The organism is Azospirillum sp. Sh1 (genome assembly GCF_008365135.1).
GTDB classification, from domain to species: domain Bacteria; phylum Pseudomonadota; class Alphaproteobacteria; order Azospirillales; family Azospirillaceae; genus Azospirillum; species Azospirillum oryzae.
The window spans coordinates 39,046-56,392 of sequence record NZ_VTTK01000044.1; the positions used below are offsets into that span (position 1 = coordinate 39,046).

General features: G+C 66.8%; 14 protein-coding genes. 8 read left to right on the plus strand and 6 right to left on the minus strand.

The window, feature by feature from the left end:
* Window positions 1-235: 235 nt before the first annotated feature.
* The 4 genes from FZ029_RS28810 to FZ029_RS28825 all read left to right on the plus strand — a co-directional run bounded on the left by FZ029_RS28810 (window position 236) and on the right by FZ029_RS28825 (window position 3,614).
* Window positions 236-934, plus strand: coding sequence for a hypothetical protein (locus tag FZ029_RS28810; protein ID WP_149273230.1), 699 nt, complete (start codon window positions 236-238; stop codon window positions 932-934).
* A 540-nt stretch (window positions 935-1,474) separates the two neighbouring features.
* A complete protein-coding gene (locus tag FZ029_RS33240) occupies window positions 1,475-1,657 on the plus strand; it encodes a hypothetical protein (RefSeq protein WP_188052105.1) in 183 nt (60 codons plus the stop codon).
* 147 nt (window positions 1,658-1,804) lie between these two features.
* Window positions 1,805-2,671 carry a cell wall hydrolase gene (locus FZ029_RS28820; RefSeq protein ID WP_149273234.1) on the plus strand — a complete coding sequence of 289 codons (867 nt, stop codon included), beginning with the start codon at window positions 1,805-1,807 and terminating at the stop codon, window positions 2,669-2,671.
* 241 nt (window positions 2,672-2,912) lie between these two features.
* A complete protein-coding gene (locus FZ029_RS28825) occupies window positions 2,913-3,614 on the plus strand; it encodes a CBS domain-containing protein (protein WP_149273236.1) in 702 nt (233 codons plus the stop codon).
* A gap of 28 nt (window positions 3,615-3,642) precedes the next feature.
* On the opposite strand, the gene FZ029_RS28830 is transcribed toward FZ029_RS28825, so the two are convergent.
* Window positions 3,643-4,938: an FAD-binding oxidoreductase gene (locus FZ029_RS28830; protein ID WP_149273238.1), complete on the minus strand. Its 1,296-nt coding sequence runs from the start codon at window positions 4,936-4,938 to the stop codon at window positions 3,643-3,645.
* Window positions 4,939-5,161: 223 nt separating this feature from the next.
* Here FZ029_RS28830 and FZ029_RS28835 point away from each other — a divergent pair, with 223 nt between their 5' ends.
* Complete coding sequence (locus FZ029_RS28835) at window positions 5,162-6,073, plus strand: LysR family transcriptional regulator (RefSeq protein WP_149273240.1); 912 nt, start codon at window positions 5,162-5,164, stop codon at window positions 6,071-6,073.
* Window positions 6,074-6,189: 116 nt separating this feature from the next.
* The gene (locus FZ029_RS28840; protein WP_149273241.1) at window positions 6,190-7,572 is read left to right on the plus strand and encodes a VOC family protein; all 1,383 of its coding nucleotides are present in this window, start codon (window positions 6,190-6,192) and stop codon (window positions 7,570-7,572) included.
* A 1-nt stretch (window position 7,573) separates the two neighbouring features.
* Here the strand turns inward: FZ029_RS28840 and FZ029_RS28845 are convergent, their stop codons facing one another.
* The 3 genes from FZ029_RS28845 to FZ029_RS28855 form a co-directional block, all read right to left on the minus strand.
* Window positions 7,574-9,391, minus strand: a complete 1,818-nt coding sequence (locus FZ029_RS28845; RefSeq protein ID WP_247892549.1) for a sensor domain-containing phosphodiesterase — start codon at window positions 9,389-9,391, stop codon at window positions 7,574-7,576.
* Window positions 9,392-9,514: 123 nt separating this feature from the next.
* Complete coding sequence (locus FZ029_RS28850) at window positions 9,515-10,099, minus strand: GAF domain-containing protein (protein ID WP_149273245.1); 585 nt, start codon at window positions 10,097-10,099, stop codon at window positions 9,515-9,517.
* A gap of 189 nt (window positions 10,100-10,288) precedes the next feature.
* Window positions 10,289-11,953, minus strand: a complete 1,665-nt coding sequence (locus FZ029_RS28855) for an SLC13 family permease (protein ID WP_149273247.1) — start codon at window positions 11,951-11,953, stop codon at window positions 10,289-10,291.
* Between the two features lie 560 nt (window positions 11,954-12,513).
* On the opposite strand from FZ029_RS28855, the gene FZ029_RS28860 reads away from it, so the two are divergent.
* On the plus strand, window positions 12,514-13,644 hold the full coding sequence (locus tag FZ029_RS28860) for an HlyD family secretion protein (protein ID WP_149273249.1): 1,131 nt from the start codon (window positions 12,514-12,516) through the stop codon (window positions 13,642-13,644).
* Window positions 13,641-15,233: a DHA2 family efflux MFS transporter permease subunit gene (locus tag FZ029_RS28865; protein WP_149273251.1), complete on the plus strand. Its 1,593-nt coding sequence runs from the start codon at window positions 13,641-13,643 to the stop codon at window positions 15,231-15,233. Before FZ029_RS28860 ends, FZ029_RS28865 begins: the two co-directional genes overlap by 4 nt.
* A gap of 64 nt (window positions 15,234-15,297) precedes the next feature.
* Here FZ029_RS28865 and FZ029_RS28870 read toward each other — a convergent pair whose 3' ends face one another.
* Complete coding sequence (locus tag FZ029_RS28870; protein ID WP_085084545.1) at window positions 15,298-15,543, minus strand: hypothetical protein; 246 nt, start codon at window positions 15,541-15,543, stop codon at window positions 15,298-15,300.
* A 27-nt stretch (window positions 15,544-15,570) separates the two neighbouring features.
* The coding region (locus FZ029_RS28875) for an iron-containing alcohol dehydrogenase (RefSeq protein WP_149273253.1) at window positions 15,571-17,347 on the minus strand (1,777 nt) is incomplete at its 5' end.

Consider the following 17,347-nt stretch of genomic DNA (forward strand, 5'->3'; position numbering starts at 1 on the left):
GCAACTGTACACTAGCGGGAACGATAGAGGGGCGGGTTGACAATGTCAACCGATTTTGTGCCGACCGATTGGATTTCTCAAGCCGAAGCCGCTCGGATCCGTGGCGTGAGCCGACAAGCTATCTCGAAGCTAGTTCAAGCTGGCCGCCTTCGGACTACCGCGGTTGCCGGTCGGCTCCTTGTTGCCCGCGCAGATGTGCTACATTACGAACCCATGAAGGCAGGCAGGCCAAGGCATGAACGATAATATTAGAGATATTATCCGCAAGATTTCCATTTGTGATGCGGATGAAAAGAGGAAATTGTTCGATCACCTGAGAGAAAATATATCGTTCCATAAACTGGAGCAGGAATTTGGTATTAGAGCTGAAAGAATTCTCGATGCTATTAGCCGTGGTAGCGATTTAACAAAGCGGGGAGTGCGCGGCGTCATTGCTGAAACAGTCTTTGCCACCGAAATTGCTCCTAACACTCCCGGCTGGTCGGCATACGACCCGGCTGGCGACGAGGCATATGATGTTCTTATGGTCCAGGGACTGCATCAAATTCGAGTTCAAGTTAAGATGCAGCGCAGAGAGCGAGGTGTTCCATTGATGCGGAGCCCTCTGCGAGGTGGGCAGAAAGACCATTTTGTAGTGGAGGTTCAAAGAACACGTAATGGCCGAAGCGGTGAGGGCGTTTCTACCCGTCCATATAGCTTTAGCGAGTTTGATGTTCTTGCTGTTTGTATGGAGCCATCGGAGAGGCAATGGCATAGCTTTCTGTATATACCTACGTATGCTCTTCAATCGCGCCCCTTCGCACCTAGTCTGATTGCGATTATGCAGTTGGTTCCTCAATTTCCGGCGCTATACTCCTCCAACTGGACAGCAGATCTTTCTGTGGCATTAAACGGCGTAATAGATATGCGGAAGAAGTCTTCAGGAATTTTCTAAAGTGATGCTTTAGATATTTTTGTTATCATAACATCTATTGGCATTAGCACCGCTGACGTTATGTTCAGCCACGTCCAAAAGCTGAAATGCTTGAGCGTGAGGGCTTCGACAATTAGGGCGAAGTCCTCATACTCCGCGTCATCTCGAATGCACGCCGCCGAATATCCTGGTGCCAACTCTCGCAGCGACCTCTTCGTCGACTCAGCCTACGCAGGAAGCTGGTCTGGAAGCCTAGCCAAACGGTAGGTTCATCGGGCTTAGCACGTCGTCGTCCAGCCACGCACACGTGGTCAGGCAAGACGCGCGCATGGTCGCCGATCTCCAGATCGGTCTCAATTTTTTCAGGTCGGCCACGGTATGCTCCTCATTCATGCGGACGATCACCGCGTGGCGGAAGTCGTGGGTGAGGCCATGGCCTTCCCCATCAACGATGCGACGCGATCGCTCGACAGTGCCGTGCCGCCGCAATCCAGAACGGCGCAATTTTGCCCTCCACCTCCTGTTTGCTGGGTCTCCACCCAGACCGACAAGGAGGCATCCATGCCCAGCACCCCCGAATCCACCCCCGACCGCACCGAAGACCGCAAGTCCGGTCAGGCCCAGGTGCCGAAGCCGCCCTCGCGCGCCGAGGTCGAGGAGATCAGCCGCTCGCAGGAGTATCTGACCGACGATTGGACCGGTGACGGCGGAAAGCCGGAAGGGTCCGGCCGCTCTCCGGCGTGAACGGCAGGGGGGCGGACCCTTCCCGGACCCGAACGGCGTACATCCTCCGCCCTCAGGCTTACGCTGTCTGAGAGGTGGACGAGTCAGGGAACTTGCCGTCCGCCCTCCTGTCGAAGGAAGTCCCCTTCCGAAGCCGGAGAGACCGGGATGCGCAATCTCCTTCCAGCCCTGATGCTCGCGACCGTCCTGCTGCCCGCCTCGGCCGGCGCGCAGGTCATCGATGCCGGCGATGCCGCCTGCCGGCCGGGCGACAGCGGGTGCGCGCGGTTCGTCGGTGACCTGAAAGGGAGCGTCCCGAAGCGGGGCGGCGCAAAGCAGCCGGTCATCATCGGCACGTCGGTCTATATGCTGACGCCCTGGCAGGCCGAACGGGAGCGCCGCTGTCTGGCGCTGGCCGGCTGGGCCGAAGCGCGCGGGGAGGGGGCCGACGCCATGGCGGCCGTGATGTGGGTGGTCGCCAACCGCGCCGCTTCGGCCGATGAGCCGTCGCTGCCCTGCCGGGTCATCGTCGCCGCCGGCCAGTTCGAACCCTTCGCCGTGCAACCCGTCGAGCCGAAGACGCGGGAGAAGCACGGCAAATCGGCGAAGCAGCGGGCCAACCAGCGGGAGAAGGCCGCCGAACAGGCGAAACTCGCCGCCGATCCGCGTGTGGAGGCGCGGCGCATCCTGGCGGAGATCCGCCGGCAAGCCGGTGTCATCCGGGCCGGCGGCATGCCGTCCTGGCCGAAGCCCCGCCTCGCCGCCGACCAGGAGGCGCTGCACATCGCGCGGGGCCTGGCCTGGAATCTCAACGACGACGACCTGCCCGATCCCACCGCCCGCGCGTCGCTGTTCTACAGCCCGCCGACGCAGGTGGCGCTCCGCCGCCACAAGCCGGATTGGGCGGAGGCGCGGCTGCACACCACCTCCATCGGCGGCCATGCCTTCTACCGCTATCCGCCGCCGCCGGCCGATGCGCCCACCAACACGCCTGCGGACCCGATCGGCACGCTGGTGGCGGAAATCAGCGAATAACGGATCGGAGGCTTCTGGTCGCAAGTGGGCGGGCCGGTCGATGTGGAGTAAGGAACCGCCATTTCAAGAGTTCCCGCATCTCCGGCAACTGCCTGAAATTGCGGATAAGTTCGACGTATTTTCCACCATGCGGAAAGCTGGGTGGCGAATTGCTGCAGATCAATCGGTCTCATCTGTCGATCTCCTAGGCTGTGCTTGTCAAACGACATCACGGCCAACGACTTCGAAGGGGAGAGAAACGATGAAGGCAGTCGATCTTATGACGCCGCGCGTCATCACCATCGGCCCGGATGCGACCATCGCCGATGCCGCCCGCAAGATGCTGGAAAACAACATCAGCGGCATGCCCGTGGTCGATGCGGCCGGCAAGGTGGTGGGGATCATCAGCGAAGGCGACCTGCTGCGCCGGGTGGAGCTGGGGACGGAGCGTCATCGCTCCTGGTGGCTTGGCATGGTGTCCGGCGGCACCCTGCCGGCGGAGGACTTCATCAAGTCCCACGCCCGCAAGGTCGCCGACGTGATGACCAGCCACGTCACCACGGTGGACGAGAACGCCACGCCGGAGGACGTCGTCCGGCTGATGGAAACCCGCCGGATCAAGCGCGTGCCGGTGGTGCGCCAGGGCGCCCTGGTCGGCATCGTCAGCCGCGCCAACCTGCTGCGCGCGCTGGCCAGCGTCGCGCCGGACACCCCGCCCGCCGCCCCCGACGACCGCGCGCTGAAGGAGCGGGTCGCCGCCGCCGTCAAGGAGCTGTCCTGGGATTCGCGCTCGCACGACGCCATCGTCGTCCGCAACGGGGTGGTCCAGCTGTGGGGCTTCGCCAGCAGCGGATCCCAGCGCGACGCCGTCCGCGTCGCGGCGGAAAGCGTCCCCGGCGTCAAGGCGGTGGAGAACAATATCCAGGTCGTCGACGCGGCGGAAAGCGGCGCCTGGGGGCTCTGATCCAAATGCCGGGGCGGGTTTCCGGCGTTCAGATCCGCCCCGGCAGCCTCGCCCCGACCAGATGGGTCGCCTGCGCGCCATACTCATAGACGGCTTCCCGCATGGCGCGGCCCGATACCGTTTCGGGCGGCGTGTTGGGAAGTGGCATCTCCGCCTCCGGCAGCTTGCCGGTGATGTGCTCGGCCAAACAGCGGCCGAGCACCGTGCCGGGGGCGATGCCGCGGCCGTTGTAGCCGCTGAAGGCGATGACGTTGCGGTCCAGCCGGTGGAAACGGGGCAGGTTGTCGCTGGTCATGCCGATCTGGCCGTACCATTCCGCCTCGAACCGCACGGGCCCGAGCTGCGGGAACAACGCCGCCAGCGACCGCTGCGCCCAGGCCCGGTGCACCGCCGTCCCGGTCCCGCGCAGCGCGCCGACGCTGCCGAACACCAGCCGGCCCTGCCGGTCGAAGCGGTAGGAACTCAGCACCGATTTGGTGTCCCACACCCCCTGGCGCTCCGGCAGGATGGCCTTCCGCATGGCGTCGGACAGCGGCTCCGTCGCCAGATTGAAATATGGCAGGTGGACCTGTTCGGTGCGCAGTTGCGCCCATGGGCCGGTGCTGTAGGCGTCGGTGGCGACCAGCACCCAGTCGGCGCTGACCGACCCGTTCGGCGTCTTCACCTCCCACTTGGCCCCGGTCCGGCTTGCCGATTGGACGGGGCTGCCGGTGAAGATGCGGGCACCCGCCGCGATCGCCGCCGTCGCCAGCCCGCGCGCATAGGCCAGCGGCTGGATGGTGCCGGCACGGAGATCCAGCAGCGAGCCGGTGTAGGCCCCGGTGCCGACCTTCTCCGCCGTTTCCTTCGCGTCCAGCAAACGGACGGGGGCGCCGCGCTTCTGCCAGATCGCCGCCCGCTGCTCCAGCTCGCGCAGGCCCGCCGCGCCGACGCCGCAATGGAGCGTGCCGGCGCGTTCGTCCTCGCAGGCGATGCCGTGCTTGGTGATGAGGTCGAAGACGGTGCGGGGCGCATTGCCCAACAGTTCGATCAGCCGCTCGCCATAGACCGGGCCCAGGGTGGCGACCAGCTGGTCCGGCATCACCCACATGCCGGCATTGACCAGCCCGACATTGCGGCCGGCGCCGCCGAAGCCGATCTCCACCGCCTCCACCACCACGGCGTCGACACCGCTTTCGGCCAGATGCAGCGCGGCAGACAGGCCGGTGTAGCCGGCGCCGACGATGACCACGTCGGCCCGGACGCTGCCGGCCAGCGCCGTGGTCGGCGGTGCCGCCGGTGCGGTGCGTTCCCAAAGCCCGTGCGACCGTGGATCGTTCTGCATCCCCTGTGGTCCTCTTTGTGCGAGTTGCTTTTGCTTTTGTGCGCCCGTCATTCCGGGCGGGAAACACCGTCCCCACCGCATCCATGGGCGGCGCGGGCCACCGCAGCCCCATGACAGTTGGGAAGATTGACTTGTCTACCTCCTTCGGCCAAGTGATGTTTGCTCAACCAGTCATTCCGCCCAGGAATGAGATGCCCCGAGACTGAGATGCCCCGAGACTGAGATGCAGAGCCCGCGCCGCTTCCTTCCCTCCCTTGCCCTGCTCTCGGCGTTCGAGGCGGCGGCGCGCACCGGCAGCATCACCGCGGCGGCCAGGGAACTGTCCCTGACCCAGAGCGCGGTCAGCCGCCAGATCAAGGCGCTGGAGGACCTGCTGGAGGTCGAGCTGTTCCACCGCGAACGGCAGACCATCCGCCTGACCGCCGGCGGCGAGTATTACGTGCGCGAGGTCCGCGATGCCCTGCGCAAGATCAGCACCGCGTCGCTGAACCTGCGCGCCAACCCGTTCGGCGGCACGCTCAGCATCGCCATCCTGCCGACCTTCGGCACACGCTGGCTGGCGCCGCGCCTGCCGAACTTCCTGGCCGACAATCCCGGCATCACAATCAATCTGGTGACGCGCATGGCGCCCTTCGATTTCCGGCTGGACCCGGTGGATGCGGCGATCCACTTCGGCCGGCCGGACTGGCCCGGCGGGGAGATGGCACTGCTGCGCCGCGAGACCGTCATCCCCGCCTGCAGCCGGAGCTTGCGCGACCGCTTCGACTTCCGGAAGCCGGCCGACCTGCGGCTCGCCCCGCTGCTGCACCTGACCAGCCGCCCCGACGCGTGGGAGCGCTGGCTGACCCTGCACGGTACCCCCGCCGACGGCGTGCACGGCATGCTGTTCGACCAGTTTGCCACGGCGTCCCAGGCGGCCATCGCCGGGCTGGGCGTCGCCCTGCTGCCGTTGTTCCTGATCGAGGAGGAATTGCGGTCGGGACAGCTGGTGCCGGCGCTCGACCTGCCGATGGAGAGCGAGAACGCCTATTACGTCGTCTGGCCGGCGGAACGGGCGGGCTATCCGCCGCTCGCCGCCTTCCGCGACTGGATCCTGGCGGAGACGGCGGACTGCCGCAGCACTGCAGGGTCATGAGCTTTGGTCATGAAGTCGGGAAAAACAATCGCAATCCAGCGCGGTAAATCGTTGCTATAGCAGAGGCTTGGAAGGGACCGCACAGGTCCGGTAAGCCAATGCGAGCGAGATTTGGAATGAGCGTCCAGACGATCACCAGTGCCGATGCGATCCGCACCCTGTTCTCCACCGCCATGTCGGAGATGTATCGGACCGAGGTTCCGGCCTATCAGACGCTCGTCGAACTGGTGGAGGAGGTGAACGCGGCGGTGCTGGCCGCCGACCCGGCCGAACGCCACCGGCTGGAGGCTGCCGGCGGCCTTGCCCGCATCACGGAGGAGCGCCACGGCGCCATCCGCCTCGGCACTGCGCAGGAGCTGTCGACCATGCGCCGGCTGTTCGCGGTGATGGGCATGCGGCCGGTCGGCTATTACGACCTGTCGGAGGCCGGCGTCCCCGTCCATTCCACCGCCTTCCGCCCGGTGGATGGGGAGGCGCTGAGCCGCAACCCTTTCCGCGTCTTCACCTCCCTGCTGCGGCTCGACCTGATCGCCGATGCCGATCTGCGGCGGGAGGCGGAGCAGGTGCTGGCGGGCCGCAACATCTTCACCCCCGGCTGCCTCGCCCTGATCGAAAAGGCCGAGACCGAGGGCGGGCTTGACGAGGAGGATGCCGACCGCTTCGTCGCCGAGGCGCTGGAGACCTTCCGCTGGCACAGCCGGGCCAACGTGCCGCTGGATCTCTACAACCGCCTGCACGACGCCCACCGGCTGATCGCCGACGTGGTCTCCTTCAAGGGGCCGCACATCAACCACCTAACGCCGCGCACGCTGGACATCGACGCGGTCCAGCGGATGATGCCGGAAAAGGGCATCGCGCCGAAGGCGGTGGTGGAAGGTCCGCCGACCCGCCGCTGCCCGATCCTGCTGCGCCAGACCTCCTTCAAGGCGCTCAGCGAGCCGGTCGATTTCCGCGACGGTGATGGCGGCGGCTGGCGTTCGGGTGTCCACACCGCCCGCTTCGGCGAGATCGAACAGCGCGGCATCGCCCTGACGCCGAAGGGGCGGGCGCTGTACGACACGCTGCTGCAGGATTCCCGCCGCCTCGTCGCCCCGGCCGCCGACGGCTCCAACGCCGCGCAGTATATGGCGGCGCTGCAGGAGGTGTTCGCTCCCTTCCCCGACAGTTGGGACGAAATCCGCCGCGACGGGCTCGGCTATTTCACCTATTCGCTGACCGAGGCCGGCCGCAGCAACCCGCCGGCGCCGGGCACCGATCTGGAAACGTCGATCGGACGCGGCCTCGTCCGCTTCGACCCGGTGGTCTACGAGGATTTCCTGCCGGTCAGCGCCGCCGGAATCTTCCAGTCCAACCTGGGCGACGATGCGCAGCAGGACTTCACCGCCAGCCCGAACCAGCAGCGCTTCGAAGCGGATCTCGGCGCCCCGGTGCTGAACCCGTTCGACCTCTATGCCGAGATCGAACGGGCCTCCATCGCCGCCTGCGTCGCGGCGAAGTAGGTCAGGCCGACATGGCGGCGGGGCGGAAGGCGCCCGCCGCCAGCCAGTCCTCGAACGCCGTCGGTGCCAGCGGACGGGAAATCAGATAGCCCTGGCCGAAATCGCAGCCGTGCAGGCGCAGCCAGTCGTAAGCCTCGTCGGTTTCCACCCCCTCGGCGATGACGAGATAGCCCAGGTCATGAGCAAGCTCGATGGTCGAGCGCACCATGATCTGGTCGCTGCGCTCCACGGCGATGGAGCGGATGAAGCGCTGGTCGATCTTCACCGCCGTCGCCGGGATGTCCTTCAGGTAGGACAGGGCGCTCTGCCCCGTGCCGAAATCGTCGATCTCGACGGCGATGCCCAGGTGGCGCAGCCGGCGGAGCTGGCGGTCGACCTCCGCCCGGTCGGTCATCAGGGCGCTTTCCGTCACCTCGAAATCGATCCAGTCCGCCCGCACCCCATGGCGGTCCAGCATCGCCGCCACCCGGTCGGCGAAATCGCCGGTGCCGAGATCCAGCATCGAGATGTTGATCGACACCGGCAGGGCGATGCCGCGCCGACGCCAGTGCGCCACCTGCCCCAGCACCGCCGCGATCACCCATTCGGTCAGCGGCCGAACCAGCGCCGTGCGTTCGGCCAGCGGCACGAATTCGGCCGGCGAGATCGGCCCCAGCTCCGGATGGGTCCAGCGCAGGAGCGCTTCCGCGCCGATGCAGCGGTCGGTGCGCAGATCGACCTTGGGCTGATAGGCGATGTGCAGCTGGTCCTGCGCGCCCATCGCCTCGGTCAGGCTGCGCAGCAGCAGGAAGGCGCGATGGGCGGCGCGGTCCTGTTCCTCGTCATAGGCGCACCAGGGCTTCTGCTCCTCCAGCGACTGGTGGGCGGCGCTGGTGGCCGCGCGCAGCAGTTCGACGCCTCCCGGCCGACTGTTCGACCGGTGGACGAAGCCGATGCCGGTTGAGGTGGCGATCGGCACGCCCTGATACTGGAAGGGGCTGCGGATCGCCGAACCGATGCGACCCAGCGTGGAAACAAGCTCGCCGTCCGGCGCGTCATGGCCCTCCAGGATGAAGGCGAAGCGGGCCGGCGACACATGGTAGAGCCGCGTCCGTTCCGGCAGGCAGGCGAGGATGCGGCGGGCGCAATCCACCTCGAACGCATCGGCGCAGGTCTGCCCCAGCACGCGGGTCAGCTCGGCATATTGCTGGGACGCCGCGGTGTCGATCACCACCGCCGTTTCCGTGGACTCCGCCGGTTCGGCCGTCATGGCATCGACATCGGCGAGGAAGCGGAAGCGGTTCGACAGCGAGGTGACGGGATGCAGATAGCCGACCGCGCGCCGCGCCTCGATATGCGCCATCGTCATCGCCGACAGGTCGCGCAGCGCCTCCTCCTCTTCCGGGGTCAGGGCGGCGCGCGGCTGGTCGTCGATCACGCAGATGGTGCCCAGCGCCAGCCCGTCGGCCGTCCGCAACGGCGCCCCGGCGTAGAAGCGGAAATTGGTGTCGCCGGTGACAAGCGGGTTGTTGGCGAAGCGCTCGTCCTGCCGGGCGTCGGCGACCACCAGCAGGGCGTCCGACTCCAGCGCATGGGCGCAGAAGGCGTGGTTGCGCGGCGTCTCCGCCATCGGCAGGCCGATCCGCGACTTGAACCATTGCCGGTCGCGGTCGACAAGCGAGATCAGCGCGACCGGCACCTTCAGCAGCTTGGCCGCCAGGCGGGTGATCTGGTCGAAGGCCGGTTCCGCCGGCGTGTCGAGCAGTTCGTACCGCTGCAACGCCGCAAGGCGGTCGTCCTCGCGGGCCGGGATCGGCGGCAAGGCCGACGCGGGCATCATGGGGATGGTCATCCTATTCCGGGCACTATCGTCTTCAGGCAATTCCGGCAACGATCCTGCCGTCAAATCCGTCAATGAGCCAGTGAGAATGGTGCAACGCAGCATGAAAACAACCCGCCGTCCTCAACTCCGCCGATTTTCGCTCTGCAATTTTTCGTGCCGGCGTCGCTCGATGGCGGCCAGCGCCGTCACCGTCAGCTGGGCCAGCACCATGCGGTCCACCGTGCCGAAGCTGCGCGGCACCGTGTCGATCAGGCAGACGGAGCCAAGCGCCAGCCCCTGCCGGTTGATGATCGGCGCGCCGGCATAGAAGCGGATGTGCGGTTCGCCCAGCACCAGCGGGTTGTTCTGGAAACGCGGGTCGCCGGCGGCATCCTCCACCACCATCGGCAGGCTCTGGCGGATGGTGAAGCGGCAGAAGGCGATGTCGCGCGGGGTCTCCTGCACGGCCAGACCGCGGCGGGCCTTGAACCACTGGCGGTCGGCATCCAGCAGCGACACCAGCGCGATGGGCACGCGGAAATGGTCGCAGGCCCAGAAGACAAGATCGTCGAAGGCCGGCTCCGGATCGCTGTCCAGCAGCCCCGTGCGCCGCAGCGCCTCCAGCCTTGCCGCCTCGTCGTCGATGGGGACCGCGCCGCGCGGGATGGTGCCGGGAGAAACCTCCCGGGCGGTGCCGCTCGCGCCGGTCTCCGTCAGAAATGTCATGGGCTGGGGCTCCGCATTGCGATGGTTGGGGCTGCCTTCCTTCTACGTTTGGGCGCAGTTTTGGATTTGCCGGCTGGGAATTTTTTGCTGCCGCGCAGTCATGTCACCGAACGAAGAAAAAGCCGGCCGGCCCCCTGTCGGATCGGGCCGGCCCCTTGTCCGTCCATCCTTGCAGGCGGGCAGCCCGCGCTATTCCCCCGCCGGCGGGGACAGCGCCCCATCCGCCGTTTCATCCGCCGTCTTGGGCAGCCGCCAGTTCATGCCGCGCAGAAGGGCGGCGACGCCCAGCGCCAGCAGCACCATCGCCCCCACCAGATTGGTCTCGACCGCCCCTCCATAGACATAGCTGGTGAGGTACAGCGCCGCGATGCCGATCGTCATGGCGGTGACCGGCACGCCGAAACGCAGGAACGAGACGAAGGGCATGTGGTGGCCGTCCTTTTCCAGCAGCCCGATGGTGGTGACGTTGGCGCTGGCGCCGATCAGCGTGCCGTTGCCGCCCAGGCAGGCGCCCAGCGCCAGCGACCACCACAGCACGTTGGTGGTCATCTGCAGTTCCGCGCCGCCCAGCCCGGCCGCCGTGAACTCCGTGGCGAAGGAGGCAGCCAGGACCCGCACGATGGCGGCGGCGGCGATGGTGTAGGGGATGTTGTCGACCACCGCCGACACCACTGCGCTGAACACCAGGATCAGCAGCGCCGCGGTCAGCAGCTTCGCCTGCAGCCCCATGCCGAAGCCGACGGAGACCGCCTGCACCAGATCCTGCAGCTTCGCCGCCGCACCGGCGATCAGGCCGGTATGCTCGGCCGAGCTGATGGCCATGAACAGGAAGACGAAGAAGCCCAGCGTCAGCCACTCGATCCCATGCTCGAAGCCGTGGGTGAACAGATGCTCCGCCTTCTTCGGCCCCATGGGGCCCCGCAGGATGATGTGCCGCCCGGCCATGGTCAGCACCGCCCCGGCGAAGGCGACGACGCCGACCGGCAGATGGGTGATGCTGTGGGTGAAGAAGCCGAGGAAGGTCAGCCCGACCACGCCCAGGGTCCAGGACAGCACCTTCGGGTCCTGCAACTCCACCGTTTCGGCGTCGCCGTCGGTCTGGGCATGGGCGCCGGCCAGATCCTTGCGGTACCAGAAGGCGCTGAAGGCGCAGAGCGCGACGATCATGAAGATCACCGGCACGGCCAGGAAATAGAGGAAGTCCATGAAGGGCAGGCCGGCCGCCACGCCGACGATGACGTTGGGCGGGTCGCCGATCAGCGTCGCCGTGCCGCCGATGTTGGCGGCCATCACCATCGGCATCGCCAGCGCCCACACCGACACCCGCAGGCTGCGCGCCGCCTTCGACACCACCGGCGCCATGAACAGCACGGTGGTGACGTTGTCGGCGAAGGCCGACAGCACCGCCGTCGCCACGATGACCGTGTTCGCCAGCAGCTTCGACCGGCCGCGCGCCCAGGCCACCATGCGGGCGTTCAGCCAGTCGAAGACCCGCGTGCCGATCAGGACCGACACGATCGCCATCATGCTGCCCAGCAGGAAGATGACGTTCCAGTCGACCGCGCGCACCGCCGTGTCGAAATCCATGATGTGCAATGGCGTCGCCGCCGAGACCATCAGCATGACGGCGACGACGGCGCCGGCCGCCAGCGTCTTGTGGAAGGTTTCGGCGATCAGCGTGGCGAACAGCGCCGCCAGCAGCAGCCCGACGGCGACCCGGGCGCCGCCGTCCGTCGAATAGGCGAAGTGACCGGCATCGGCCAGGGCAGGCGGTGCCCACAGCAGGTTCGCACCAGCAGCACCGCCCAGGATCGCCACGGCTTTGGAGGCCAACAGCTTGCCGATGGGCTTCATGGTCGGTTCCCCGGTCCGATGGCGGCTTGGGCGGCTCTTCCCGAGCAGCCTGTTCCGAACTCTCTGAAAAGTAATGCAGATATATTAAAGCCGGCCTGCATGACGTGAACAGAGACCGGATCCCGTGGGCGCCAAAATGTCGCATGTCGTGCTGCCAGACGGCCGGGACCACGGTGACAGAGGGAACTGGCGGGCGGGGCGGAAAACAGCGGCTGGATCGGGACGGCTCCGGTGGCATTCTCCAAAATATATTTATGGAGTATTCCGGCGGACTGATGATTAGCCGTCACCGGTGGCTTCCTGTATTCAGGCGGTGAAGCACAGGCCGCGATCCCGGTGTCCGGCCGCCTCATGCCCCGCCCCGCCGTGCCGGGTGTTTGCCGGATCGAATACCCACCCTTGGCATGGCTGTTCTGCGGCTGTTTCGGCCGGCTTTCTGCCGCGTTGGTGCAACGCGATGGGGGTTCGCGGTGTTTCGCGCTGGGGAGCCGCACCGCTCCCGCGCGACAACGACCGGGCCTTTACCGATCGCCCGGCAATTCGGTCAGGAGCGTCACACCATGCCGGACGACCAGCAGCACAGGGACGTCGTCACACTTGCGGATCAGGATGCCGGCCGCAGCGAACGCGGACAGCCGGCGGCAGAAGCCGGCCGCAAGAAGCCCGGATTCATCCGGCGCCATCCGCTGGGGATCATCGTCGGGCTGGTGGTCGTCGCCCTGCTGGCGGTGGCCGGCTACATCTATTGGCAGCGCAACATCCATCCCTATGAATCGACCGACGACGCCTTCATCGACACCCGCCAGTTCTCCATCGCGCCCAAGGTATCCGGATATGTGACGGAGGTGGCCATCGGCGACAACCAGCATGTGAAGACCGGGGACCTGCTGTTCCGCATCGACCCGCGCGATTACCAGACCGCGCTGGAGCAGGCGCAGGCCCAGATCGACTCCGCCCAGGCGGCGATCACCGGCTATGACGCCCAGATCGCCGCCCAGCGCGCCCAGATCGATCAGGCCAAGGCGGAGGTCGCCCAGGCCGAGGCGTCGGTCGGCTTCGCCAAGGAGGATGCGGCGCGCTATCGCGACCTTCAGGCCCGCGGCGCCGGAACGGTGCAGCAGGCGCAGCAGTCGACCGCCAACCTGCAGGAACAGCAGGCGAAGCTGACCAGCGCCAACGCCGCGGTGATCGCCGCCGAACGGCAGGTCGGCGCGCTCCAGGCCCAGCGCACCAGTGCCGAGGCCGATCTGGCGCGCGCCAGGGCGCAGCTGGATCAGGCGAAGCTGAACCTGTCCTACACCACCATCACCGCGGCGCAGCCGGGCCGGGTGGTGCAGCTGAGCGGGGCGGTCGGCCAGTTCGCCCAGGCCGGCCAGAGCCTTGCCATCTTCGTGCCCGACGACATCTGGGTCACCGCCAACTTCAAGGAAACCCAGATCACCGACATGCGGCCGGGCCAGCCGGTGGACATCCGCATCGACGCCTATCCCGACCGCAAGGTCACCGGCCATGTCGACAGCGTGCAGCCCGGCTCCGGCACCGCCTTCTCGCTGCTGCCGGCCCAGAACGCGACGGGCAATTATGTGAAGGTGGTGCAGCGCATCCCGGTGAAGATCGTCGTCGACCAATGGCCGGACGGCGTGTCCATCGGCCCCGGCATGTCGGTGGTGCCGCGGGTGACGGTGCGATGAGCGCCACTGCGGAAGGTGCCGATGCCGGCGGATTCGATGCGTCGCAGAGTGCCGCAGGCGGCCGCAATCCCTGGCTGATCGCCGTGGTGGTCTCCATCGCCACCTTCATGGAGGTGCTGGACACCACCATCGCCAATGTCGCCTTGCGCTACATCTCCGGCACGCTGGCGGTCAGCGCCGACGAGGCGTCGTGGGTCGTCACCTCCTATCTGGTGGCCAACGCCATCGTGCTGACGGCCAGCAGCTTCATCGCCAAACGCTATGGCCGCAAGCGCTTCTATCTGACCTGCCTGGGGCTGTTCACCGCCAGTTCGATCGCCTGCGGCTTCGCCTGGAATCTGGAATCGCTGCTGCTGTTCCGGGTATTGCAGGGTTTCGCCGGCGGCGGCATGGTGCCGATCTCGCAGTCGATCCTGGCCGACAGCTTCCCGCCGGCCAAGCGCGGGCAGGCCTTCGCCATCTTCGGCATCGCCGTGGTGGTGGCGCCGGTGGTCGGGCCGACGCTGGGCGGCTGGCTGTCCGACAATCTGTCCTGGCATTGGTGTTTCCTGATCAACGGACCGGTCGGGCTGTTCGCCTTCGCGCTGGTCGGCTTCCTGGTGCAGGAGCCGAAATCCGCCATCGAGGAGCGCCGGCGGATGAAGCGCCAGGGTATCCGCATGGACGTGGTCGGCTTCCTGCTGGTGGCGACCTTCCTCGGCTCGCTGGAGGTGATCCTCGACCGCGGGCAGACCGACGACTGGTTCGCGTCCGGCTTCATCATCACCTTCACCATCATCTGCATCGCCGCCTTCTGCCTGATGATCCCGTGGGAGATGACGCGGGAGAACCCGATGCTCGACCTGCGGATGGTGGCGACGCGGCAGTTCGGGTCCTGCTTCCTGGTGATGCTGGCGACCGGCGCCATCCTGATCGCGACGACCCAGTTCCTGCCGGAGCTTCTGCAGGCCTATTACGGCTTCACCGCCACCTGGGCCGGTCTGGCGCTGTCGCCGGGCGGCATGGTGACGATGGTGATGATGATCGTCGTCGGCCGGCTGTCCGGGCGCGTCCAGCCGAAATACCTGATCGCCACCGGCGCCACCATCGTCGCGCTGGCGATGTGGGACCTGACGCGGCTGAACCCGGACTCGACCTTCTGGTTCTTCGCGTGGTCGCGCATCTATATCGGCATCGGCCTGCCGCTGATCTTCATTCCGATCACCACGGCGTCCTATGACGGCATCCCGCGCGACAAGACGGACCAAGCCTCCGCCCTCATCAATGTCGCGCGCAATGTCGGCGGCTCCATCGGCGTGTCCATCGCCCAGAATGTGCTGGCGATGCGCGAGCAGTTCCACCACAGCCGGCTGGTCGAGACCATCGTGCCGTCCAACCCGGCCTATCAGCGCACACTGGAGCAGGCGACGACCTATTTCTCCACCGCTGGCGGACAGGCTGGGGCACATGAACGGGCCATCGCCTATATCGGGCAGCAGGTGCAGATGCAGACCGCCTACTGGTCCTACATCGACGTGTTCTTCGCCCTGATGCTGATCTCCGCCTCGGCGGTGCCGCTGGCCCTGATCCTGCGGCGGGTGAAGCACTGAAGACGCAAGGGCCGCCCGCAGCATCGGACTGCTGCGGGCGGCCCTTCGACTGGGTCCGCGTCGCTCAATAGTCGCCCAGCGACCGGTCCATCTCCGACACCAGCCGGTCGGCCGTGCGGATCGACCGCTGCAGGTCGGCCGGGCTCATGCCCAGGCCGGGGTCCTCGACCACCGGGAAGCTCTCCGCGCGGTCAAGACCCAAACCCTTGGCGCAGACCAGCACCTCGTAGCTGCGGTTGTCCTCGTTGAACAGGCATTCGGTTTCGAAGCCGCGGGCATCGGTTTCGGCCCACATGATCGCTTTGCTCATGGTCTCTGTCCTGGCATGTGGAGTTGTTTACTTGGCCGGCACCGCGTCCTTGCGAGCGGCTGATTTCGTGGCAGGCTTTGCCTCGACCGGCGCCGCGTCCTGGGCGGACGCCTCGACATAGGCACGGCCGTAATAGCTGTCGACCAGCAGCTGCCTGATCTCGGCGACCAGCGGATAGCGCGGGTTGGCGCCGGTGCACTGGTCGTCGAACGCCGCCTCGGCAATCGCATCGACCCGCGCCAGGAACGCCGCCTCCGGCACCCCCGCCGCCTGGATCGAGGCCGGGATCTCCAGCGCCCGCTTCATCTCCTCGACCCATTGGATCAGCTTCTCCACCCGCTCATGGTCGCGGCTGCCGCCGAGGTCCAGATGCCGGGCGATCTGCGCGTAGCGCGCCACGCCCTTGGGACGGTCATACTGGCTGAACGCCGTCTGCTTGGTCGGGATGTCCGCCGCGTTGTAGCGGATCACGTTGGCGATCAGCAGCGCGTTGGCGATGCCGTGCGGGATGTGGAACTCCGCCCCCAGCTTGTGCGCCATCGAATGACAGACCCCGAGGAAGGCGTTGGCGAAGGCGATGCCGGCCAGCGTCGCCGCATTGTGCACCAACTCCCGCGCCTTCGGGTCCTGCGCCCCGTTGCGGTAGGCCGAGGGCAGGTTCTCCTTCAACAGCTTCAGCGCCTGCAAGGCCTGACCGTCGCTGTACTCGTTCGCCACCACCGAGACATAGGCCTCCAGCGCGTGGGTCACCGCGTCGATGCCGCCGGCCGCCGTCAGACCCTTGGGCATGTCCATGACGAGGTTGGCGTCCACAATGGCCAGCGTCGGCGTCAGCTCATAGTCGGCGATCGGGTATTTGGTGCCGGTGCGCTCGTCGGTCACCACCGCGAAGGGCGTCACCTCCGATCCGGTGCCGGACGTGGTCGGCACCGCCACCAGCTGCGCCTTCACGCCCAGCTTGGGGAAGGTGTAGATGCGCTTGCGGATGTCCATGAAGCGCAGGGCGAGGTCCTCGAACGCCACCTCCGGCGCCTCGTACATCACCCAGATGATCTTGGCCGCATCCATCGGCGAGCCGCCGCCCAGCGCCAGGATCACGTCGGGCTGGAAGGCGTTGGCCAGCGCCACGCCCTTGCGCACCACCGCCAGCGTCGGGTCGGCGCTGACCTCGAAGAAGGTCTCCACCTCCAGCCCCAGCGATTTCAGGACGCGGACGCTGTCGTTGACATGGCCGTTCTCGAACAGGAAGCGGTCGGTGACGATCAGGCAGCGCTTCTTGCCGCGCAGTTCCTCAAGGGCGAAGGGCAGGCAGCCGCGGCGGAAATAGATCGACTTGGGCAGCTTGTGCCACAGCATGTTCTCCGCCCTCTTCGCCACCGTCTTCTTGTTGATCAGGTGCTGCGGCCCGACATTCTCGGAGATCGAGTTGCCGCCCCACGACCCGCAGCCCAGCGTCAGCGACGGCGCGAGGCGGAAGTTGTAGAGGTCACCGATGCCGCCATGGGACGACGGCGTGTTGATCAGGATGCGGGCGGTCTTCATCCTGTCGCCGAAATGGCGGATGCGGTCGGCCTGCTGGTCCTGGTCGGTGTAGAGGGCGGAGGTGTGGCCGATGCCGCCGAGAGCGACCAGGGCGGCAGCCTTGTCGCAGGCCTCGAGGAAATCCTTGGCGCGGTAGAGCGCCAGGGTGGGGGAGAGCTTTTCGTGGGCGAAGGGTTCGCTGTCGGCGATGTCGGTGACCTCGGCGATCAGCACCTTGGTGGCGTGCGGGACGGTCAGGCCGGCCATGGCGGCGATGGCGTGG

Coding starts and splice junctions, on each gene's coding strand:
- FZ029_RS28810 (WP_149273230.1), top strand. CDS start 236: ATGAACGATAATATTAGAGATATTATCCGCAAGATTTCCATTTGTGAT.
- FZ029_RS33240 (WP_188052105.1), top strand. CDS start 1,475: ATGCCCAGCACCCCCGAATCCACCCCCGACCGCACCGAAGACCGCAAG.
- FZ029_RS28820 (WP_149273234.1), top strand. CDS start 1,805: ATGCGCAATCTCCTTCCAGCCCTGATGCTCGCGACCGTCCTGCTGCCC.
- FZ029_RS28825 (WP_149273236.1), top strand. CDS start 2,913: ATGAAGGCAGTCGATCTTATGACGCCGCGCGTCATCACCATCGGCCCG.
- FZ029_RS28830 (WP_149273238.1), bottom strand. CDS start 4,938: ATGCAGAACGATCCACGGTCGCACGGGCTTTGGGAACGCACCGCACCG.
- FZ029_RS28835 (WP_149273240.1), top strand. CDS start 5,162: ATGCAGAGCCCGCGCCGCTTCCTTCCCTCCCTTGCCCTGCTCTCGGCG.
- FZ029_RS28840 (WP_149273241.1), top strand. CDS start 6,190: ATGAGCGTCCAGACGATCACCAGTGCCGATGCGATCCGCACCCTGTTC.
- FZ029_RS28845 (WP_247892549.1), bottom strand. CDS start 9,391: ATGATGCCCGCGTCGGCCTTGCCGCCGATCCCGGCCCGCGAGGACGAC.
- FZ029_RS28850 (WP_149273245.1), bottom strand. CDS start 10,099: ATGACATTTCTGACGGAGACCGGCGCGAGCGGCACCGCCCGGGAGGTT.
- FZ029_RS28855 (WP_149273247.1), bottom strand. CDS start 11,953: ATGAAGCCCATCGGCAAGCTGTTGGCCTCCAAAGCCGTGGCGATCCTG.
- FZ029_RS28860 (WP_149273249.1), top strand. CDS start 12,514: ATGCCGGACGACCAGCAGCACAGGGACGTCGTCACACTTGCGGATCAG.
- FZ029_RS28865 (WP_149273251.1), top strand. CDS start 13,641: ATGAGCGCCACTGCGGAAGGTGCCGATGCCGGCGGATTCGATGCGTCG.
- FZ029_RS28870 (WP_085084545.1), bottom strand. CDS start 15,543: ATGAGCAAAGCGATCATGTGGGCCGAAACCGATGCCCGCGGCTTCGAA.